The organism is Paraburkholderia strydomiana (assembly GCF_031456815.1).
Classification (GTDB): Bacteria; Pseudomonadota; Gammaproteobacteria; order Burkholderiales; family Burkholderiaceae; genus Paraburkholderia; species Paraburkholderia caledonica.
This window is the reverse complement of the sequence record NZ_JAVDVL010000002.1, coordinates 536,035-552,786: the sequence shown is the minus strand read 5'-3', so window position 1 is coordinate 552,786 and position 16,752 is coordinate 536,035. Positions and strand designations below refer to the sequence as shown.

The window sequence follows — 16,752 nt, the reverse complement described above, 5'->3', positions numbered from 1 at the left end:
GCTTACGCTAGAAGGGCGAGGAGCAATTCTAAGACATCGGCGCGCTACGTTATAGCGGGCTTTTGCCTGATGGCCTGTCGGCCGGTCTCACAACCGCTAAACTCGTCGATACGCTTTCTCGCACCGCCGCGCGTTGGTTCGACGCCGGCGCGTGGTCACACGTTCGGCCACAGTCCACACTCAGTCACCTCAGGAGTCAGCATGACGACCGATATCGCAAGCGTGAGCCTGCCCGACGGCGAGCGCATCCCCAAACTCGGGCAAGGCACGTGGGAAATGGGCGAGCAGCCGGCACGCCGCGCGGCCGAGATCGCCGCAATCCGCCTGGGCGTCGAGCTTGGCATGACGCTCGTCGATACCGCGGAAATGTACGGCGACGGCGCAACCGAACTGTTGTTGGGCGAAGCGCTCGCGGGGCTGCGCGATCAGGTGTTCCTCGTTAGCAAGGTCTATCCGCATAACGCTAGCAGGCGGGGCGTGATTTCTGCTTGCGAGCAGAGCCTCAAACGTCTGAAGACGGATCGGCTCGATCTGTACCTGCTGCATTGGCGCGGTTCGATCCCGCTCGAAGAAACGGTGGCCGGGTTCGAAGCGCTGCGCGACGCGGGGAAGATCCGTCACTGGGGCGTGAGCAACTTCGATACCGAGGACATGGAAGAACTCATCGCTACGCCCGGCGGCACGGCGTGCGCGACGGACCAGATTCTCTACAACGTTGCGCGGCGCGGGCCCGAATTCGATCTGCTGCCGTGGCTCGCCGAGCGCAATATGCCGGCAATGGCCTACAGTCCCGTCGATCACGCACGTCTGCCGAAACGCTCGCCGCTCGACGACATCGCCAGCGCGCGCGGCGTGTCCGTGTTTCAGGTGGCGCTCGCGTGGGTGCTGCAGCAGCCGGGCGTGTTCGCCATTCCGAAGACGGGCCGCGTCGAGCACGTGCGCGACAATCATCGTGCGCTGCAACTGCAGCTCGACGCTCAGGAACTCGCGGCCATCGACAGCTATTTCAAGCCGCCACGCGGCAAGCGCCCGCTTGAAATGCTCTGAGCCAGGCGCGCGCCGCAGAGGTATCGCGGCGCAGTGAGCGCCCGGCGGCGTTCAGAGCATTCTTGACGCGCCGCGTACTACGCACACGAAGCCGCGGCAGGAAAATCGCCGTGCGCGACGCCGCTCAGTGTCGTCAATTGCAATTGTGATGCAGGTGCACAGAGCCCAGCACCGCGACTTCGGCGGGCGTGTGCTTGAGCGAATCTTCGTTGACCTGGCCCGCGTCCGCGACGAATTCGTCGACGATCGAAGAAACCGGTGTATTGCGCAGACACAGCGACACACGCTGGGTTTCGTTGGCCGGCAAGGACGCGCGCTGGCCGAGGAACAGCACACCGTACTGATAACCGTGGATGATGCCGCGGATCGCGCCGACGCATTGACCGTGCGCGACGTTGTCGTTCTTCTGCTTGCAGGCTTGCGCAAGCGAGTAAGCAGAGAAGGTGGGGTCCACAGGCGGCGCGGCTTGCGACATCGTGGGCGACAGCGGTTGCGCCGTCGGTGCCGTGCTTTGCGCGCCGGTCTGCGCATTGGCGAGCGAGGCGAAGCTCAGAGCAGCGGCCGCTGCGAAGCCGACGACCGCGCGTGCCGCGGAGCAGGGGACGTTTCGTTGCATGTTGTGGTGCCCTCATATCGAACGTAGAAACTGATATGAGGCAATTGCCGCGCTTTGGTTCCGGACGTATGCGCCGCGCCGGCTCGTGGCATTTGTCGCGCATGCCGGCGTGCAGGCGAGAAAGCGGAGGTGGCACCAGCGCATTCGCCGCAGTGCGTTACTTCCGAAGCAAACGCAGAAAGCCGCAATGCGTGAGCTTCGACAATGGGCAGCAGCACGGCCGCGAACAATGATTGTGAAGTAGCGCTATGAGTCGCGTCCGGCACCGCTGGCGGGATTTGCGGGCTTGTCGCGGGCAACGTCGCTCGCTTCGTCGCGTGCCTGGTCGTTTGCCTGGTCGCGCGACGCGGTTTGTAGTGCACGCAGTTCGTCGGCCGGAATGTGGCAGCGGATCAGATGCTTGCGGCCGATGCCGCTCGTAGCCTCGCGTGCTAAACCGGTCGCTTGAGACACATATGCCACATCGGCCGCCTCGGCAAACGGCGGGTCCTGCTGTTCGCAGATCGCGCCGAGCTTGCGCGGACAACGTGTGTGAAACACGCAGCCGGACGGCGGCGACGCGGCGCTCGGCAGATCGCCCGACAGCCGAACGCGGGCCACGCTCGCGTGGCCGTCGAGTGTCGGCACGGAAGACAGCAGTGCTTCCGTATAAGGATGCTGCGGCCCGTCGAATACCGCCGCGGCCGGTCCGATTTCCAGCAGTCTGCCGAGATACAGCACGGCGATGCGATCGGACAAATATCGTACGACGTGCAGATCGTGCGAGATGAACACGTAGCTGACGCCACGCTCGCGCTGCAAATCGGCAAGCAGATTGAGGATCGCCGCCTGCACGGAGACGTCGAGCGCGGAAGTGGGTTCGTCGCACACCACCACGCGCGGCTCGCCGGCGAACGCGCGCGCAATGGCCACGCGTTGCTTGAGTCCGCCGGAAAGCTGGCGCGTGCGCGAGCCGAGATAGCGCTCCGGCAAACGCACGGCGGCCGTCAACGTAGCAAGCCGTTCGTCGATGGCGGCACCGCGCAGCGCCGCAAGACGCGACAACGCGCGGCCAATCAGCCGCTTCACAGAATGCGCGCGGTTAAGCGCCGAGTCGGGATTCTGGAACACGATCTGCAGCGACTTGACCTGCTCGTCGTTGCGCCGTGTGACGCGTGCGGCGAGCGGAGCGCCGTCGAGTTCGAGCACGCTGCCTGCGTCCGGTGCGAGAAGGCCGAGCATCAGTTTCGCGAGCGTCGTCTTGCCACTGCCCGATTCGCCGACGAGACCCAGCGTTTCGCCGGCCGCGAGGTCGAGCGAAACCTTGTCGACGGCGCGCAGCGCTGTGCCGGACACATGGAAAGTCTTCGATAGATTCTCGGCGCGCAAGACGAGTTCTCGCGGGTTCTTGTCCGCATTCGCAAGGCCATGCTCGGGCAATGCTTGCGCGAGCGCACGCGGCAACTCGATCGCACGTTCGTGATAGTGACAGCGTGACATCTGATCGCCATGCGCCGCGCTGACGCGGTACGGCGGCGGCGCTTCGCGGCGGCACCGGTCGTCGGCGAGACGACAGCGCTCTGCGTAGATGCAGCCTTGAGTCACCGAGCCAGGCGAGGGCAGGCCGCCTGCAATGGTATCGAGCCGCTCGGTATCCTTGCTGCGTCCCACGGTGGGCAGACAGCGCAACAGTCCCACGGTGTACGGATGACGCGGCCGCGTGAAAACGTCTTGCGTCGCGCCCTCCTCGACGAGCTTGCCCGCGTAAAGCACGCCGACGCGCTCACACATTCGCCCGATCACCGCGAGGTTGTGACTGATAAACAGCACGGCGGTGCCGAGTTCCGCGCGCAGTTGTGCGACCAGGTCGAGCACTTCCGCTTCGACGGTGGCGTCGAGCCCGGTGGTCGGCTCATCGAGAATCAGCAGTGCCGGGTTCGACGCGAGCGCCATGGCGATCACCACGCGCTGCTGCATGCCGCCCGACAATTGATGAGGATAGCTGTCCATCACCCGTTCCGGCGATGCAATGCGCACGCGCTGCAGCATCTCGAGCGAGCGTTGCAATGCTTCATCGGGCGCGACACCGGCGGCTTCGAACGCTTCGGACACTTGCCGCGCGATGGTCAACGACGGATTCAGCGCGCGCGCCGGGTCCTGATAGACCATTGAAATGGTGTTGGCGCGCATCGTGCGCAAAGCGTCGGCGTCGAGCTTGTTGACGTCGGCGCCGGCGATGACGATCTTGCCCGCCTTCACCTTGCCGTTGCGCGGCAGATAGCGCAGCGCCGCCATCGCGACGGTCGACTTGCCGCAGCCAGATTCGCCGACGAGCCCGTATGCTTCGCCGCGACGCACACGAAACGATACGTCCTGCAACACTTCGCGATCGCGACCGCGCATCCGGTATGTGACCGTCAAGCCGACGACGGTCAGCGCATCCGTGCGGTCGCTCTTCGACACGTCGAAGGCGGGGAACGAGGAGGGCGGAGGTCCGTTCATCGGTCGAGCACGCCTTGTACGCCGTCGGCGATAAGATTCACACCGACGACCAGCGTGGCAATTGCGCCCGCCGCGAATACGACGGTCCACCACGCGCCGCCCGCCATCAGCGTGTACGACTCGGAAAGCGCGAGGCCCCAGTCGGCTGACGGCGGTTGAATGCCGAAGCCGAGAAACGACAGCGTGGCCACGGCGAAGATCGCATAACCGAGCCGCACGGTCGCCTCGACGATGATCGGCGGCAGCACGTTCGGCAGAATTTCCGCGAACATGATGTAGGGCGCGCGTTCGCCACGCAGTTGCGCGGCGGCGACGTAGTCGAGATGCCGCTCGGCGAACACGGCGGCGCGCACGGTGCGCGCGGTAATCGGCGTGAAGGTGATGCCGATCACGAGTATCACGGTCAGGTTCGACGCGCCCACCGCAGCAAGCGCGAGCAGCGCGACGATCACGAGCGGCAGCGCGAGTACCGCGTCGATCGCGCGGCCCACGACGTTATCGACCCAGCCGTCGAAGTAACCGACAACGAGACCTAGCGACGTACCCGCCACTGTGCCGAGCAGTGTGGCGAGCGGCGCAATCGTGAGAATGTCGCGCGCACCGACGATCACGCGCGAGAACACATCGCGGCCCAACTGGTCAGTGCCGAACCAGTGCGTACGGTCGGGCGGCATGAGCGAATTGAGCGGGTCGGACGCATACGGATCGACAGGCACGAACCATTGCCCGGCAATCGCGCATACGATCCACCACACGACGATCAGCACGCCCACCACGAACGTCGGCGAGCGCAGCAACACACGCAACTGATCGAAGCGCGGCTCGCTTGCGGCGCGCGGCGCGGCTGGCGGAACAATGGTGCTCATTCGGCGCTCCTCACGCGCAGGCGCGGATTGAGCAGCACGTGCAACGCATCCGCGACGAGATTGGCGACGGTATAGACCACGCCGACGGTCAGTACACCTGCCTCCAGCATCGGGAAGTCCTTCGCCTTCGCGGCGTTGTAGATCAGCGAGCCGATGCCCTGATAGTGGAACAGTGTCTCGACCACCACGAGGCCGCCAATCATGTAGCCGAGTTGAGTGGCGGCCACGGTGATGGTCGGCAGCAGCGCGTTGCGCAACACGTGCCGCCAGATCACGGTGTGACGCGGCAAGCCCTTGAGGATCGCGGTGCGCGTGTAGTCGGCGTCGAGCGCTTCGACCGTGCCGGCGCGCGCCATCCGCGCGATATAGCCGAAGAACACCAGCACCAGCGGCAGCACCGGCAGGATCAGATGACGCAGTTGTTCGAGCGCGCCGGCGTCGGGCGCATACGCCGCTTCGATAGGCAGCCAGCGTAGCCACACGCCGAACACGAGAATCAGCACGATCGACGACACGAATTCCGGCACGACGGTCGCCGACAAGCCCGCAATGCTGATCGTGCGATCCAGCCAGCGTCCTGCGTGCATTGCGGACCACACGCCGCCCGCAATTCCCAGTGGCACCACGACGATGAACGCGAGCAGGCCGAGCTTCGCGGAATGCGCAAGTGCATCGGCGATAAACGGTCTCACCGGCTCGCGATAAGCGTACGAAAGTCCCATGTCGCCTCGCACGAAATGCGAAATCCACTCGACGTATTGCGTCATCAGCGGACGGTCAGCGCCGAGTTGATGATTAAGCGCCGCCACCGCGCGCGCGTCGGCGAGCGGCCCGAGCACCGCACGCCCGATATCGCCGGGCAGCAGTTGCCCGCCGGCGAACACGATCACGGACAGCAGCCATAGCGTGATCAGCGACAGCCCCACGCGCGTCGCAAGGAAACGCACGACGCGGCCGGCGTTGCCTTTCGGGGTCGAGGCGGGAGAACTCACTGTGGTCGACATCGTGAACGCTTGCCGAAGAATTGCGCGCCGATGCGAGACGCTTACGCGCTCAACACCGCGCGGTCGAAATAGAGCTGCGCGAGCGCGGTGAAGCGCACGCCGTTCACGCCCTTGCGCATCGCGATCAACTGATCGTAGAAGAACGGGATGATGATCGGCGTTTCGTCGAGCAGCAGCGTCTGAATCTGGCCGGAGATTTTCTTCTGCGATGCGAGGTCGATGGCTGCGACGAATTGCGCGACCAGTTGATCGTATTGCGGGTTCTTGAAGTGCGCGGCATTCCACGTGCCGCTGCTCGTGAGCGGCGCATTCAGAAACACGTTCGGTACGCCGCGATGACCGTAGTCGGTGATGCCGAGCGGCGAGTCGAGCCAGTCTGATTTGCCCGGCGTGCCCGCGCCGTAATACAGCGACTGGCTCTCCACCTTCAGATTGATGCGCACGCCGATCGCCTTGGCCGCGTTCTGCACCACGACCGCCAGGTCGGGAATCTCCATGTACTTTTCAGTGGTGAGCGTCACGTCGAAACCGTTGGGCACGCCCGCTTGCGCAAGCAGTTGCTTCGCTTTCGCTACGTCGATCTTGCGCTGCGCAACACCCGCATCGGACGACGGAAACACCGGCGCAAAGGGACTGTCGTTGCCGAGTTGCGCGCGGCCCTTGAAGAGGCCGCGCACCAGCACCTCGCGATCTATCGATAGCGCAAGCGCCTGACGCACGCGCTTGTCCTTGAAGAGCGGGTTGTCGTTGCGCATGTGAATCTGCCGATGCGCGCTCGACTTCACGCCGATTGCCTTGTAGTCGGGATTGTTCAGAATGGCCGCGCCGCCTTGCACGGTGAAGGTGCCCATTACGTCGGCCTGATGGCCTTGCAATGCGAGCAGTTGCGCTTGTTGGTCCGCGTAGAAGGAGAACTGTACGCGTTGCGGTAACGCTTTCTCGCCCCAGTAGTCGGGGTTGCGCACGAACGATGCGCCGACCTTCGGCTGATACTTTTCGAACTTGAACGGACCGGTGCCGATGAAGCTCTTTTCATAGCCGCCCGCGTAGTTCGCGGGCAAGATCACGGCGTTGTAATTGTCCGAGGAAACGTAGTACGGGAAATTGCCGTTCGGTGCGTCCAGGTGGAACGCGACGGTGTGATCGTCAACCACCTTCGCGCCGCCCTTCGACAACACGCCCTTCAGCACAGAGAGCGCCGCCGAGCCGGTCGCCGGGTCGGCGAGACGGTCGAATGTCGCGACCACGTCTTTCGCCGTGAAGGGCTGGCCGTCGTGGAATTTGACGTTCTCGCGCAGCTTGAACGTCCACACGTCGCCCTTGTCGTTCGGCTTCCAGGACAGCGCGAGGGCCGGCTTTAGCATGAGCTTTTCGCCGTCGTCGTCGATCAGGAATTCGCCGGTCTGATTCAGCAACGCGAGACTCGCGGCATCGGTCACTGTCAATGGGTCGACGGCGCCCGCAGGCGTCAGATGCGCGACCCGAATCGTCTGGTTCGACGGACCGCCCGCGCTTGCCTGACCTTGTGCATGCGCTGCCGGAAGATTCAGCACGCCGCCGCCAACGAGCGACAAGCCGATCACGCTCGCGTAGCGCAGCAGATCGCGGCGAGTGATACGGCCGGCGAGAAATTCGTCGATGGCGTGATTGCCGTACGCGTCGGCGGTGCTGCGGGCGAGGTCGAGAGCGGGGAATCGGTCAGCGGGAGTCTTCATCGATGGAATGTCCAGTCCGTTCGGTTGCCGGTTCTGAGAAGCCGCGCCGGATGCGCGACAGTCAGGCTGCGAGGCGGCACGATTGCGGCGATGCTTGTGACGATATTAGGCGGCTTCAGTTTAAGCGATTGCTCGCGGATTGGAGCGCTTGCGGCGATGTCGTGTTGGCGATCCGCGAATAAAAGGGCCGGTGTGTGTCGTCATCACAACGGTCGGCGCGACATCGCTGTGGCACGTTCGGCGCCTCTCGCGCGGCGCGCCTGCGACTGTCGGCGCTGCAGTGGACGAACCGGCGCGGTAGCTATGGAAAGCTTACCGGCCGCAGCGCACACGCGCGTCGATGCGGACGCAATTACCGCGCCGCGATGGCTGGACGCTTCCAGCGATGAAACAGCACCGAGCCGATCCAGCACGCCATGAACGCCGCGACGATGCCGTAGCCGAGCACGCCGAGCTGCTCATTGGCGTTCGTCACCGCATCCCATATCCCCCCGTTCAGACCGAGCTTGTCAGACAGCAGTCCCAACGCTTCTACGCCGCCGATCACGATCGCGACGACCGCCGACACGAAGGTAATGCTCGCGTTGTAGTAGAGCTTGCGTTTGGGGTCGTCCATGGCCCAGCCGTATGCATGGACCATCAGCACGTTATCCGTCGAATCGACGAGCGTCATGCCTGCGGTGAAAAGCGCTGGAAAGACCAGGATCGAATACAACGGCAAACCCTTGCCGGCTTCGGACGCGGCAATTGCAAGCAAGCCGATCTCGGTTGCCGTGTCGAAGCCCAGTCCGAACAGCACGCCGACCGGGTACATATGCCAGCTTTTGGTCACGAGGCGGAACAGCGGCCGCAACGCGCGGGACAACAGGCCTCCAGGACCGGCTGCATGGTCAGTGTCCAACGCAGCAGCAGCCAGTTCGCCGTCACGTTGGATATGACGGTAACGCCGCCACACGTCGCGCAGAATCACGAGGTTCACGGCCGCGAGCGTGAGCAGGAATGTTGCCGAAACAAGGGTGCCGATGGTCCCGCCCACGGCCTTGAACGTCTCGAAGCGGCCGTGCAGCGAATGCGCGGTCCACGCGATGCCGAGCGTCGCGAGAATTACGATGCTCGAATGTCCGAGCGAGAACGACAGGCCCACGCCGAGCGGCCGCTTGCCGCTCTGCATCAGTTTGCGCGTGACGGCGTCGATAGCGGCGATGTGGTCGGCGTCGACTGCATGGCGCAGACCGAAACCGTACGCCAGCAGCGCCGTACCGAGCAGCAGCGGATAGTGGCGAAACGCAATCAGCGCCCATGCCCATGCGCCCAGATTGGCCGCGATCAGAACCGTGTACAGCGTGAGAAGGCGAGGGCGCAGCGAAGCAGTCGGCGTCATGAGTCGCGTCAAAGTGATTAGTGATCGTGCGGATGTTTGTGAATCGGATCGACCCAATACACCGCTTCCGGTTGTTCGACTGCGTCGATATTCAGATTGACCACGACCGCTTCGTTGTCGCTGCGCACGAGCACGCATTCGAGCGGATCGTCGGTGCTCGCATTGATTTCCTGATGCGGCACATACGGCGGCACGAAGATGAAGTCGCCAGGACCGGCTTCGGCGGTGAACTCCAGATGCTCACCCCAACGCATCCGCGCCTGGCCGCGCACCACATAGATCACGCTTTCGAGCGCGCCGTGATGGTGAGCGCCGGTCTTCGCATTCGGATGGATCGTCACCGTGCCGGCCCAGATTTTTTGCGCGCCGACGCGTGCGGCATTGATCGCGGCCGCGCGATTCATGCCTGGCGTTTGCGCGGTGTTGGTGTCGAGCTGATCGCCCCGAATCACCTTGACGCCGTGCTCGCGCCAATCGACGGGTGCGGCCTCCTGCTTGTCGCGCTCGTCGTTGTAATGCGGATGTTCGTGATCCTGGCTCATCGCATGTCTCCTCGTGGCTTGCGTTGACATTCGTCGTGGAAAGGGCCGCGGCGCCGTTTGGCATTTTTACACGTTAAAAAACGTCCGTGGGGCGAGTGACCGCCTGCGTATTCGTGGTCGAAAAAAAAGCCCGTCCATGAAGGACGGGCTTTGGCCGGTCAGCCTGAGTGGCCATGCTGCGGCACGCAGGCTTGTTTCATTAGCGCAAGCGCCTACTTGTGCTTCGCGTTGATCACGGCTTCGGCGACATTGCTCGGGGTTTCAGCATAGTGCTTGAACTCCATCGTGTAGGTAGCGCGGCCTTGCGTGGCCGAGCGCAGCGACGTGGAGTAGCCGAACATTTCCGCGAGCGGCACTTCGGCGCGCACCAGTTTGCCGCCGCCGCCCGCAATGTCTTCCATGCCTTGAACGAGGCCGCGGCGGCTGGACAGATCGCCCATCACGTTGCCCATGAAGTCTTCGGGCGTTTCCACCTCGACGGCCATCATCGGCTCGAGCAGCACGGGCTTCGCCTTGCGCATTGCTTCCTTGAACGCCATCGAACCGGCCATGCGGAACGCGTTTTCGTTCGAGTCGACGTCGTGGTACGAACCGAAGGTCAGCGTCACTTTGACATCGACTACCGGATAGCCCGCGAGCACGCCGGCCTTCAGCGTTTCCTGGATGCCCTTGTCCACTGCCGGAATGTATTCGCGCGGAATCACGCCGCCCTTGATCGCGTCGACGAACTCGTAGCCCTTACCCTGCGGCGCCGGCTCGAGCGTCACCACCGCGTGGCCGTACTGACCGCGGCCACCCGATTGCTTGACGAACTTGCCCTCGACGTCTTCGACCTTGTTGCGCACCGTTTCGCGGTAGGCGACCTGCGGCTTGCCGACGGTCGCTTCCACGCCGAATTCGCGCTTCATACGATCGACGAGAATTTCGAGGTGCAGCTCGCCCATGCCGGAAATGATCGTCTGGCCGGACTCCTCGTCCGTTTGCACGCGGAACGAAGGATCTTCCTGCGCAAGACGATTGAGCGCGATGCCCATCTTTTCCTGGTCGACCTTGGTCTTCGGCTCCACGGCCTGCGAGATCACGGGCTCGGGGAAGATCATTTTTTCGAGGATGATCACGTTGTTCGGATCGCACAGCGTGTCGCCGGTAGTCGCTTCTTTCAGGCCGACGGCCGCAGCGATATCGCCCGCGTACACTTCCTTGATTTCCTTGCGCTCGTTCGCGTGCATTTGCAGAATGCGGCCGAGACGTTCCTTCTTTTCCTTGATCGCGTTGTAGACGGTGTCGCCCGAATTCACGACGCCCGAATACACGCGGAAGAAAATCAGCTGGCCGACGAACGGGTCGGTCATGATCTTGAAGGCGAGTGCCGAGAACGGATCGGTGTCGTTCGGGTGGCGCTCGATTTCCTTGTCGTGTTCGTCGTGACCGGTAATCGCGGGCACGTCGACTGGCGACGGCAGATAGTCGATCACCGCGTCGAGCATTGCCTGCACGCCCTTGTTCTTGAACGCGCTGCCGCACAGCATCGGCACGATCTCGTTGGCGATGCAACGCGCGCGAATGCCATGCTTGATTTCCTCTTCGGTCAGCGTTTCGCCGCCCAGATATTTATCGAGCAGTTCTTCGTTCGCCTCGGCGGCGGCCTCGACCATCTTGTCGTGCCATTCCTTCGCGGTGTCAGCGAGCTCCGCCGGAATGTCGCGGTATTCGAACTTGATGCCCTGGTTCTCTTCGTCCCAGAAAATCGCCTTCATCTTGACGAGATCGACCACGCCCTGGAAGTGTTCTTCCGCGCCGATTGGAATCTGGATCGGCACCGCGACGCCCTTCAGCCGCTCGCCGATCTGCCGCTGCACGCGGAAAAAGTCTGCGCCGACGCGGTCCATCTTGTTGACGAACGCGATGCGCGGCACCTTGTACTTGTTCGCCTGACGCCAGACGGTTTCAGATTGCGGCTGCACGCCGCCCACCGAGTCGTAGACCATGCAGGCGCCGTCGAGCACGCGCATGGAGCGCTCGACTTCAATTGTGAAGTCGACGTGCCCCGGCGTGTCGATGATGTTGATCCGATGCTCGGGATAGTTGCCAGCCATACCTTTCCAGAAGGCGGTGGTGGCTGCCGACGTAATCGTGATGCCGCGCTCCTGCTCCTGTTCCATCCAGTCCATCGTCGCCGCACCGTCGTGAACCTCACCGATCTTGTGGGTCACGCCGGTGTAGAACAGGATGCGTTCGGTGGTGGTGGTTTTGCCGGCATCGATGTGAGCGCTGATGCCGATATTCCGGTAGCGCTCGATGGGAGTCTTGCGGGGCACGTGAACCTCCTTGGAATAGCGCGCCTGAAACGGTTGGCGGGCGGCAGTCTGTGCCGCCCGGACCGCGGGATGCTGCATTGCTAAGAATACTAGGATAGCGCGTCGGCCCGTCTTTTGCAGGAATCTTGCCAGGCGAGGGCTGGCCGGGCGGGGCGGGGGGCGGCGGTGCCGCGATGCAAGAATGACAGGGAGTGCGCGGCAAGAATGACAAAAGCCGCCGCCTTTGGAAAGGCGACGGCTTCAAGGTGGTCGATCTGGCGAAAGCGGCTGGCTTTTCAGGCGCGCTGCCGCTGCGGAACGGGGCGGTGTTTGCGGCGGAGCACTGCGCAATGACGACGCGCGGACTGCCGCGCAAACTCGTGCGCCAGTTGCGCTGGTTACTGCGCAGCCGGCAGCCCCTGAATCTTCATTCCGGGCTTGATACCCTTCGACGTGAACCAGCCCTTGCTCATCTCGAGCGCGTAGACACCGTTATTCTTCGGGCAGTGGTTGTTGGTCGTCTCCGCCTGCATTTCGTCGATGTCGGTCACGGTCCCGTCGGCTCTGATAAATGCAATCGACAACGGGATCAACGTGTTCTTCATCCAGAAGCAATGCACGGCATTCTCGTTGAAGACGAACAGCATGCCTTCGTTCGGCGCCAAATTCGTGCGGTACATCAGACCTTGCTCGCGATCCGCGTCGTTGGCGGCGACGGCCGCGTCGATCACGAACATGCCGGCGGTGAGCTTCGCGCGCGGAAATTCGCCAGGCTGTTTCGCGCCGGCCGGCATTTGCTGCGCATGAGCGGGGGCCGCATTCAGAGCGGCAAACGACACCGCCGACACCGCCGCGAACGGCAGGATTGCGGCAACGGCGAAACGCGCCACCAACGAGCGCATGGAAAATCGCACGGCATGACTCCTTGCTGAGATTAACCGGGGAATGTTACGCGAGCGCGTCAAAAACAAAAAGGCAGATCGCCTTGCGGTGATCTGCCTTTCAACGCCGTAAGAACGGCAATGAAGCTAGTTCTTGACTGCGTCTTTACAACAAACTTACTCCGAAGCGCCCGAAGCTGCAGCAGCAGCTGCTGCCTTCTTGTGCGACTTCTTGTGAGCGTGCTTCGTGGTCTTCTTAGCCGACGAAGCAGCAGCTGCCGGAGCTGCCGAAGCTGCTGCCGGTGCCGAAGCTTGTGCGAATGCTGCCGTTGCGAAGAGGCCAGCGACCAGAGCGGCGATCAGTTTGTTCATTTTGCAAATCCTCAGCTTTAGTTAATTAACCAAATGACCCGGTTATGTTTGAGTCATGTCGGTAAACGTGCCATCCACCTTTCGGTTGACAGGTGCGTCGAACAAATTTTCGACGCGCCCGCCTAGCGCTCAGACTGCCCGCACGGACCGCGCATGCGGCTTGTACAAAGGCCCTTAAGGCTGAATGCCGGACGGCTTAGAGCGGCATCTGCGTCGAATAACGCGTGAGCTCGCGCACCGGTTGACGTAAATTTTCCGGAAAATTTCGATGTGGGACGTTGAGGTGAACCAGGCTTTCGACGAGTTGCGCGTATGCCGGTGTTTCACGGTTTTTCAGTCGCGAGTTTCACGCGCCGTTTTGCTCACGCAGACAATGACTTAGCGATTCAGGCGTAGCCTTCCCAAGGTGCTTTCAGCGGCAGATCGAGGCTTTCTCCCGGCTGCAGACCCAGCGAAAAAATATCGAGCGCGCCGATGCCGACGCGCACGAGACGCAGCGTCGGAAAGCCGACCGCGGCCGTCATGCGGCGCACCTGGCGATTCTTGCCCTCGGTGATCGACAACTCGATCCACGTGGTGGGAATCGCGGCGCGATAGCGGATCGGCGGCGTGCGGGCCCAAAGCGTATCGGGCGGTTCGACATAGTCGGCGCGGCAGGGCTGCGTCACGTAGTCGCCCAGATCGACGCCGCGCGCGAGCTTATTCAACGCGACGGAATCGACGGCGCCTTCCACTTGCGCCCAATAGCGCTTGACGAGCTTATGACGCGGTTCGGCGATACGCGCTTGCAGCGCGCCGTCGTCGGTGAGAAGCAGAAGGCCCTCGCTGTCCGAGTCGAGACGCCCGGCTGGATAGACGCCGGGCACCTTCACCCAGTCGGCCAGCGAAGCGCGCGTCTCGTGCGCGGAAAACTGGCAGATCGTGCCAAACGGCTTGTTCAGGGCGAGAAGGCGCATAAGAAATGATGGAGTCGTGCGACGCCCGTCGCGGCGTGAAGCGCCGATGCGCAAAACAGAACACGCCCGGGCCTGTAGTCGATGGCGCGATCATAAAGCATAGCGCGTGTCCGAAAGCGCTGAGTCCTATGTAAGACACGACGTTCGGCCATGGCGCTCGTGGGCGCTTCATGTTGGAAAACCCCGAGCCGCTCTCGCCTCGGTGCAGCGCCCGCGTGGGCTAGAATAACGGCCAGGCCGCTTGCGGGCGTCCGGCATTGCGCGTAGCGAGGAGCGCCCATTTTCGCAGTCTCCCATCAGCTTTCAGCACAGCCTTCACTGGAGTCCGATCATGCCGTATCAGCACATCAACGTTCCGACCGGTGGTGACAAGATCACCGTCAATGCGGATTTCTCGCTCAACGTGTCCGACCAGCCGATCATTCCGTTTATCGAAGGCGACGGCACCGGTGTCGACATTACGCCGGTCATGATCAAGGTCGTGAACGCCGCCGTGGAAAAAGCCTACGCGGGCAAAAAGAAAATCCACTGGATGGAAATCTACGCGGGCGAGAAGTCGACCAAGGTCTACGGTCCGGACGTGTGGCTGCCGGAAGAAACGCTTCAGGTGCTGAAGGAATATGTCGTGTCGATCAAGGGGCCGCTCACCACGCCCGTCGGCGGCGGCATCCGCTCGCTGAACGTCGCGCTGCGTCAGGAACTCGACCTGTATGTGTGCTTGCGTCCCGTTCAGTACTTTAAAGGCGTGCCTTCGCCCGTGCGCGAGCCGGAGAAAACCAACATGGTGATCTTCCGCGAGAACTCGGAAGACATCTACGCGGGTATCGAATGGCCAGCCGAATCTGAAGAGGCGAAAAAGGTCATCAAATTCCTGAAGGAAGAGATGGGCGTGAAGAAGATCCGCTTCCCCGACACATCGGGAATCGGTATCAAGCCGGTGTCGCGCGAGGGCACGGAGCGTCTGGTGCGCAAGGCGATCCAGTATGCAATCGACAACGATCGCCGCTCGGTCACGCTCGTGCACAAAGGCAACATCATGAAGTACACGGAAGGCGCCTTCCGTGACTACGGCTATGCGCTCGCGCAGAAGGAGTTCAACGCCGAGCTGATCGACGGCGGTCCGTGGATGAAGGTCAAGAATCCGAAAACGGGCGGCGACATCGTCGTGAAGGACGTGATCGCCGACGCGTTCCTGCAGCAGATCCTGTTGCGCCCCGCCGAATACGACGTGATCGCGACGCTCAATCTGAACGGCGACTACGTGTCGGACGCGCTGGCCGCGCAGGTCGGCGGAATCGGCATCGCGCCGGGCGCGAACATGTCGGATTCGGTCGCAATGTTTGAGGCCACCCATGGCACGGCGCCGAAATACGCGGGCAAGGACTACGTGAATCCGGGCTCGGAGATTCTTTCCGCGGAAATGATGCTGCGCCATATCGGCTGGCTGGAAGCGGCGGATCTGATCATCAAGTCGATGGAAACGTCCATTTTGCAAAAGCGGGTCACTTACGACTTCGCGCGTCTGATGGAAGGCGCGACGCAGGTCTCGTGCTCGGGTTTCGGTCAGGTGATGATCGAAAACATGTAAGCGGTGCGTGGCGTGCCGCTCGGCCGGCATTGCAAGGAAACCCGGTTGCGCTTCAGAGGCGGCCGGGTTTTTTTACGCCATTTAGGCGGTATGAGGTCTCGTTACTGACGTGTACCGGCTGAAAACGGAGCGCGCGATGGCACGATGCGAGGCACAGTGGGGGGCTTGCATGATCATCTGCCCGTTATTTGGGACGTCGATGTATTTGCAACGGACCTCGAATTAACAGAAAGCGACGACCAAAAAGAAACCCGGCGCGAAGCCGGGTTTCAAAAGGACGGGTACCGAACAGGTGTCAGGCGGGTGCCTGGATGTTCGATGCCTGCTTGCCTTTCGGGCCTTGCACGACCTCGAAGGTCACTTTTTGGCCTTCCTTGAGGGTCTTGAACCCATTCATCTGGATGGCCGAGAAGTGTGCAAACAGATCCTCACCACCTTCGTCAGGCGTGATGAATCCGAAACCTTTTGCGTCATTGAACCATTTGACCGTACCAGTTGCCATTCCAACTTCCCCTGTAACTCATGTCACTACCACGAGCCCTCGAAAAGCTCGACGACCGCGCGATGCAGCCGCTCCCTCCTCACAAGCTCACCATCGGCATTTTTTCGAATTTGGCGCAGTGAAAAAAGTGCCAGCTTGATTGTTGAGGCTCTTTATTCGAGTGTCAAGAAAATTTTGAGACGGGGTTACACGCGTTGCCAATAGGCGGTTTCCAGGGTTTTTCCCGCTTTTGTTATGTGCGGTTGCGCAAGCGGGGCGTCTTGAAAAGTCGCATAATCGACTCACTTGCTGTTCTGCGGGTCGCTCGCCGCGAGATGGGCGAACGAGTGGCGGTCAGCTAGCTCCGGCAGGTTGTGCGATACTCGATCCGACTGCGGCGCAGCACGGCCGCGACGCATGATCTGGATAGGGGGCCGGCTCCGCAATCGGCTCGTCGAATGGCGCATGCAGGCGGTGAGTTTCCGCCGGGCGGCGGCGTTCGGGTGAACCGGCCGGTTGGCCGGG

The 16,752-nt window shown here is 62.3% G+C and carries 14 protein-coding genes; 2 read left to right on the top strand and 12 right to left on the bottom strand.

From position 1 onward, the window contains the following. Positions 1-201: 201 nt before the first annotated feature. Positions 202-1,047, top strand: a complete 846-nt coding sequence (locus tag J2W46_RS08105; protein ID WP_310352722.1) for an aldo/keto reductase — start codon at positions 202-204, stop codon at positions 1,045-1,047. A gap of 133 nt (positions 1,048-1,180) precedes the next feature. On the opposite strand, the gene J2W46_RS08100 is transcribed toward J2W46_RS08105, so the two are convergent. From J2W46_RS08100 to J2W46_RS08050, 11 genes are all read right to left on the bottom strand, one after another. Next, entirely contained in the window at positions 1,181-1,663 is a 483-nt protein-coding gene (locus J2W46_RS08100) for a hypothetical protein (protein WP_020069135.1), read from the bottom strand. A gap of 246 nt (positions 1,664-1,909) precedes the next feature. Further along, positions 1,910-4,144 carry an ABC transporter ATP-binding protein gene (locus J2W46_RS08095; RefSeq protein WP_310352721.1) on the bottom strand — a complete coding sequence of 745 codons (2,235 nt, stop codon included), beginning with the start codon at positions 4,142-4,144 and terminating at the stop codon, positions 1,910-1,912. After that, positions 4,141-5,010, bottom strand: coding sequence for an ABC transporter permease (locus J2W46_RS08090; protein WP_020069133.1), 870 nt, complete (start codon positions 5,008-5,010; stop codon positions 4,141-4,143). Before J2W46_RS08090 ends, J2W46_RS08095 begins: the two co-directional genes overlap by 4 nt. After that, positions 5,007-6,014 (bottom strand): ABC transporter permease, encoded by a 1,008-nt coding sequence (locus J2W46_RS08085; RefSeq protein WP_310352716.1) that lies wholly within the window; start codon positions 6,012-6,014, stop codon positions 5,007-5,009. Before J2W46_RS08085 ends, J2W46_RS08090 begins: the two co-directional genes overlap by 4 nt. Positions 6,015-6,055: 41 nt before the next feature. Next, positions 6,056-7,729 carry an ABC transporter substrate-binding protein gene (locus J2W46_RS08080; protein WP_020069131.1) on the bottom strand — a complete coding sequence of 558 codons (1,674 nt, stop codon included), beginning with the start codon at positions 7,727-7,729 and terminating at the stop codon, positions 6,056-6,058. 352 nt (positions 7,730-8,081) lie between these two features. Further along, the gene (locus J2W46_RS08075) at positions 8,082-9,110 is read right to left on the bottom strand and encodes a HoxN/HupN/NixA family nickel/cobalt transporter (RefSeq protein WP_310352714.1); all 1,029 of its coding nucleotides are present in this window, start codon (positions 9,108-9,110) and stop codon (positions 8,082-8,084) included. A gap of 17 nt (positions 9,111-9,127) precedes the next feature. After that, positions 9,128-9,652, bottom strand: coding sequence for a cupin domain-containing protein (locus tag J2W46_RS08070; RefSeq protein WP_020069129.1), 525 nt, complete (start codon positions 9,650-9,652; stop codon positions 9,128-9,130). Between the two features lie 212 nt (positions 9,653-9,864). Beyond that, on the bottom strand, positions 9,865-11,970 hold the full coding sequence (fusA, locus tag J2W46_RS08065; RefSeq protein ID WP_027804816.1) for an elongation factor G: 2,106 nt from the start codon (positions 11,968-11,970) through the stop codon (positions 9,865-9,867). Positions 11,971-12,347: 377 nt separating this feature from the next. Then, positions 12,348-12,863, bottom strand: coding sequence for a DUF192 domain-containing protein (locus J2W46_RS08060; protein WP_027804815.1), 516 nt, complete (start codon positions 12,861-12,863; stop codon positions 12,348-12,350). Between the two features lie 144 nt (positions 12,864-13,007). Next, positions 13,008-13,202 carry a hypothetical protein gene (locus J2W46_RS08055; RefSeq protein WP_011489640.1) on the bottom strand — a complete coding sequence of 65 codons (195 nt, stop codon included), beginning with the start codon at positions 13,200-13,202 and terminating at the stop codon, positions 13,008-13,010. A gap of 386 nt (positions 13,203-13,588) precedes the next feature. Beyond that, a complete protein-coding gene (locus J2W46_RS08050) occupies positions 13,589-14,158 on the bottom strand; it encodes a pseudouridine synthase (protein ID WP_310352709.1) in 570 nt (189 codons plus the stop codon). 331 nt (positions 14,159-14,489) lie between these two features. Between J2W46_RS08050 and icd the strand changes: the two genes are divergently transcribed. Then, complete coding sequence (icd, locus tag J2W46_RS08045; protein WP_204522353.1) at positions 14,490-15,746, top strand: NADP-dependent isocitrate dehydrogenase; 1,257 nt, start codon at positions 14,490-14,492, stop codon at positions 15,744-15,746. Positions 15,747-16,041: 295 nt separating this feature from the next. On the opposite strand, the gene J2W46_RS08040 is transcribed toward icd, so the two are convergent. After that, positions 16,042-16,248, bottom strand: a complete 207-nt coding sequence (locus tag J2W46_RS08040) for a cold-shock protein (protein WP_007180614.1) — start codon at positions 16,246-16,248, stop codon at positions 16,042-16,044. Positions 16,249-16,752 lie beyond the last annotated feature (504 nt).

Coding starts and splice junctions, on each gene's coding strand:
- J2W46_RS08105 (WP_310352722.1), top strand. CDS start 202: ATGACGACCGATATCGCAAGCGTGAGCCTGCCCGACGGCGAGCGCATC.
- J2W46_RS08100 (WP_020069135.1), bottom strand. CDS start 1,663: ATGCAACGAAACGTCCCCTGCTCCGCGGCACGCGCGGTCGTCGGCTTC.
- J2W46_RS08095 (WP_310352721.1), bottom strand. CDS start 4,144: ATGAACGGACCTCCGCCCTCCTCGTTCCCCGCCTTCGACGTGTCGAAG.
- J2W46_RS08090 (WP_020069133.1), bottom strand. CDS start 5,010: ATGAGCACCATTGTTCCGCCAGCCGCGCCGCGCGCCGCAAGCGAGCCG.
- J2W46_RS08085 (WP_310352716.1), bottom strand. CDS start 6,014: ATGTCGACCACAGTGAGTTCTCCCGCCTCGACCCCGAAAGGCAACGCC.
- J2W46_RS08080 (WP_020069131.1), bottom strand. CDS start 7,729: ATGAAGACTCCCGCTGACCGATTCCCCGCTCTCGACCTCGCCCGCAGC.
- J2W46_RS08075 (WP_310352714.1), bottom strand. CDS start 9,110: ATGACGCCGACTGCTTCGCTGCGCCCTCGCCTTCTCACGCTGTACACG.
- J2W46_RS08070 (WP_020069129.1), bottom strand. CDS start 9,652: ATGAGCCAGGATCACGAACATCCGCATTACAACGACGAGCGCGACAAG.
- J2W46_RS08055 (WP_011489640.1), bottom strand. CDS start 13,202: ATGAACAAACTGATCGCCGCTCTGGTCGCTGGCCTCTTCGCAACGGCA.
- J2W46_RS08050 (WP_310352709.1), bottom strand. CDS start 14,158: ATGCGCCTTCTCGCCCTGAACAAGCCGTTTGGCACGATCTGCCAGTTT.
- icd (WP_204522353.1), top strand. CDS start 14,490: ATGCCGTATCAGCACATCAACGTTCCGACCGGTGGTGACAAGATCACC.
- J2W46_RS08040 (WP_007180614.1), bottom strand. CDS start 16,248: ATGGCAACTGGTACGGTCAAATGGTTCAATGACGCAAAAGGTTTCGGA.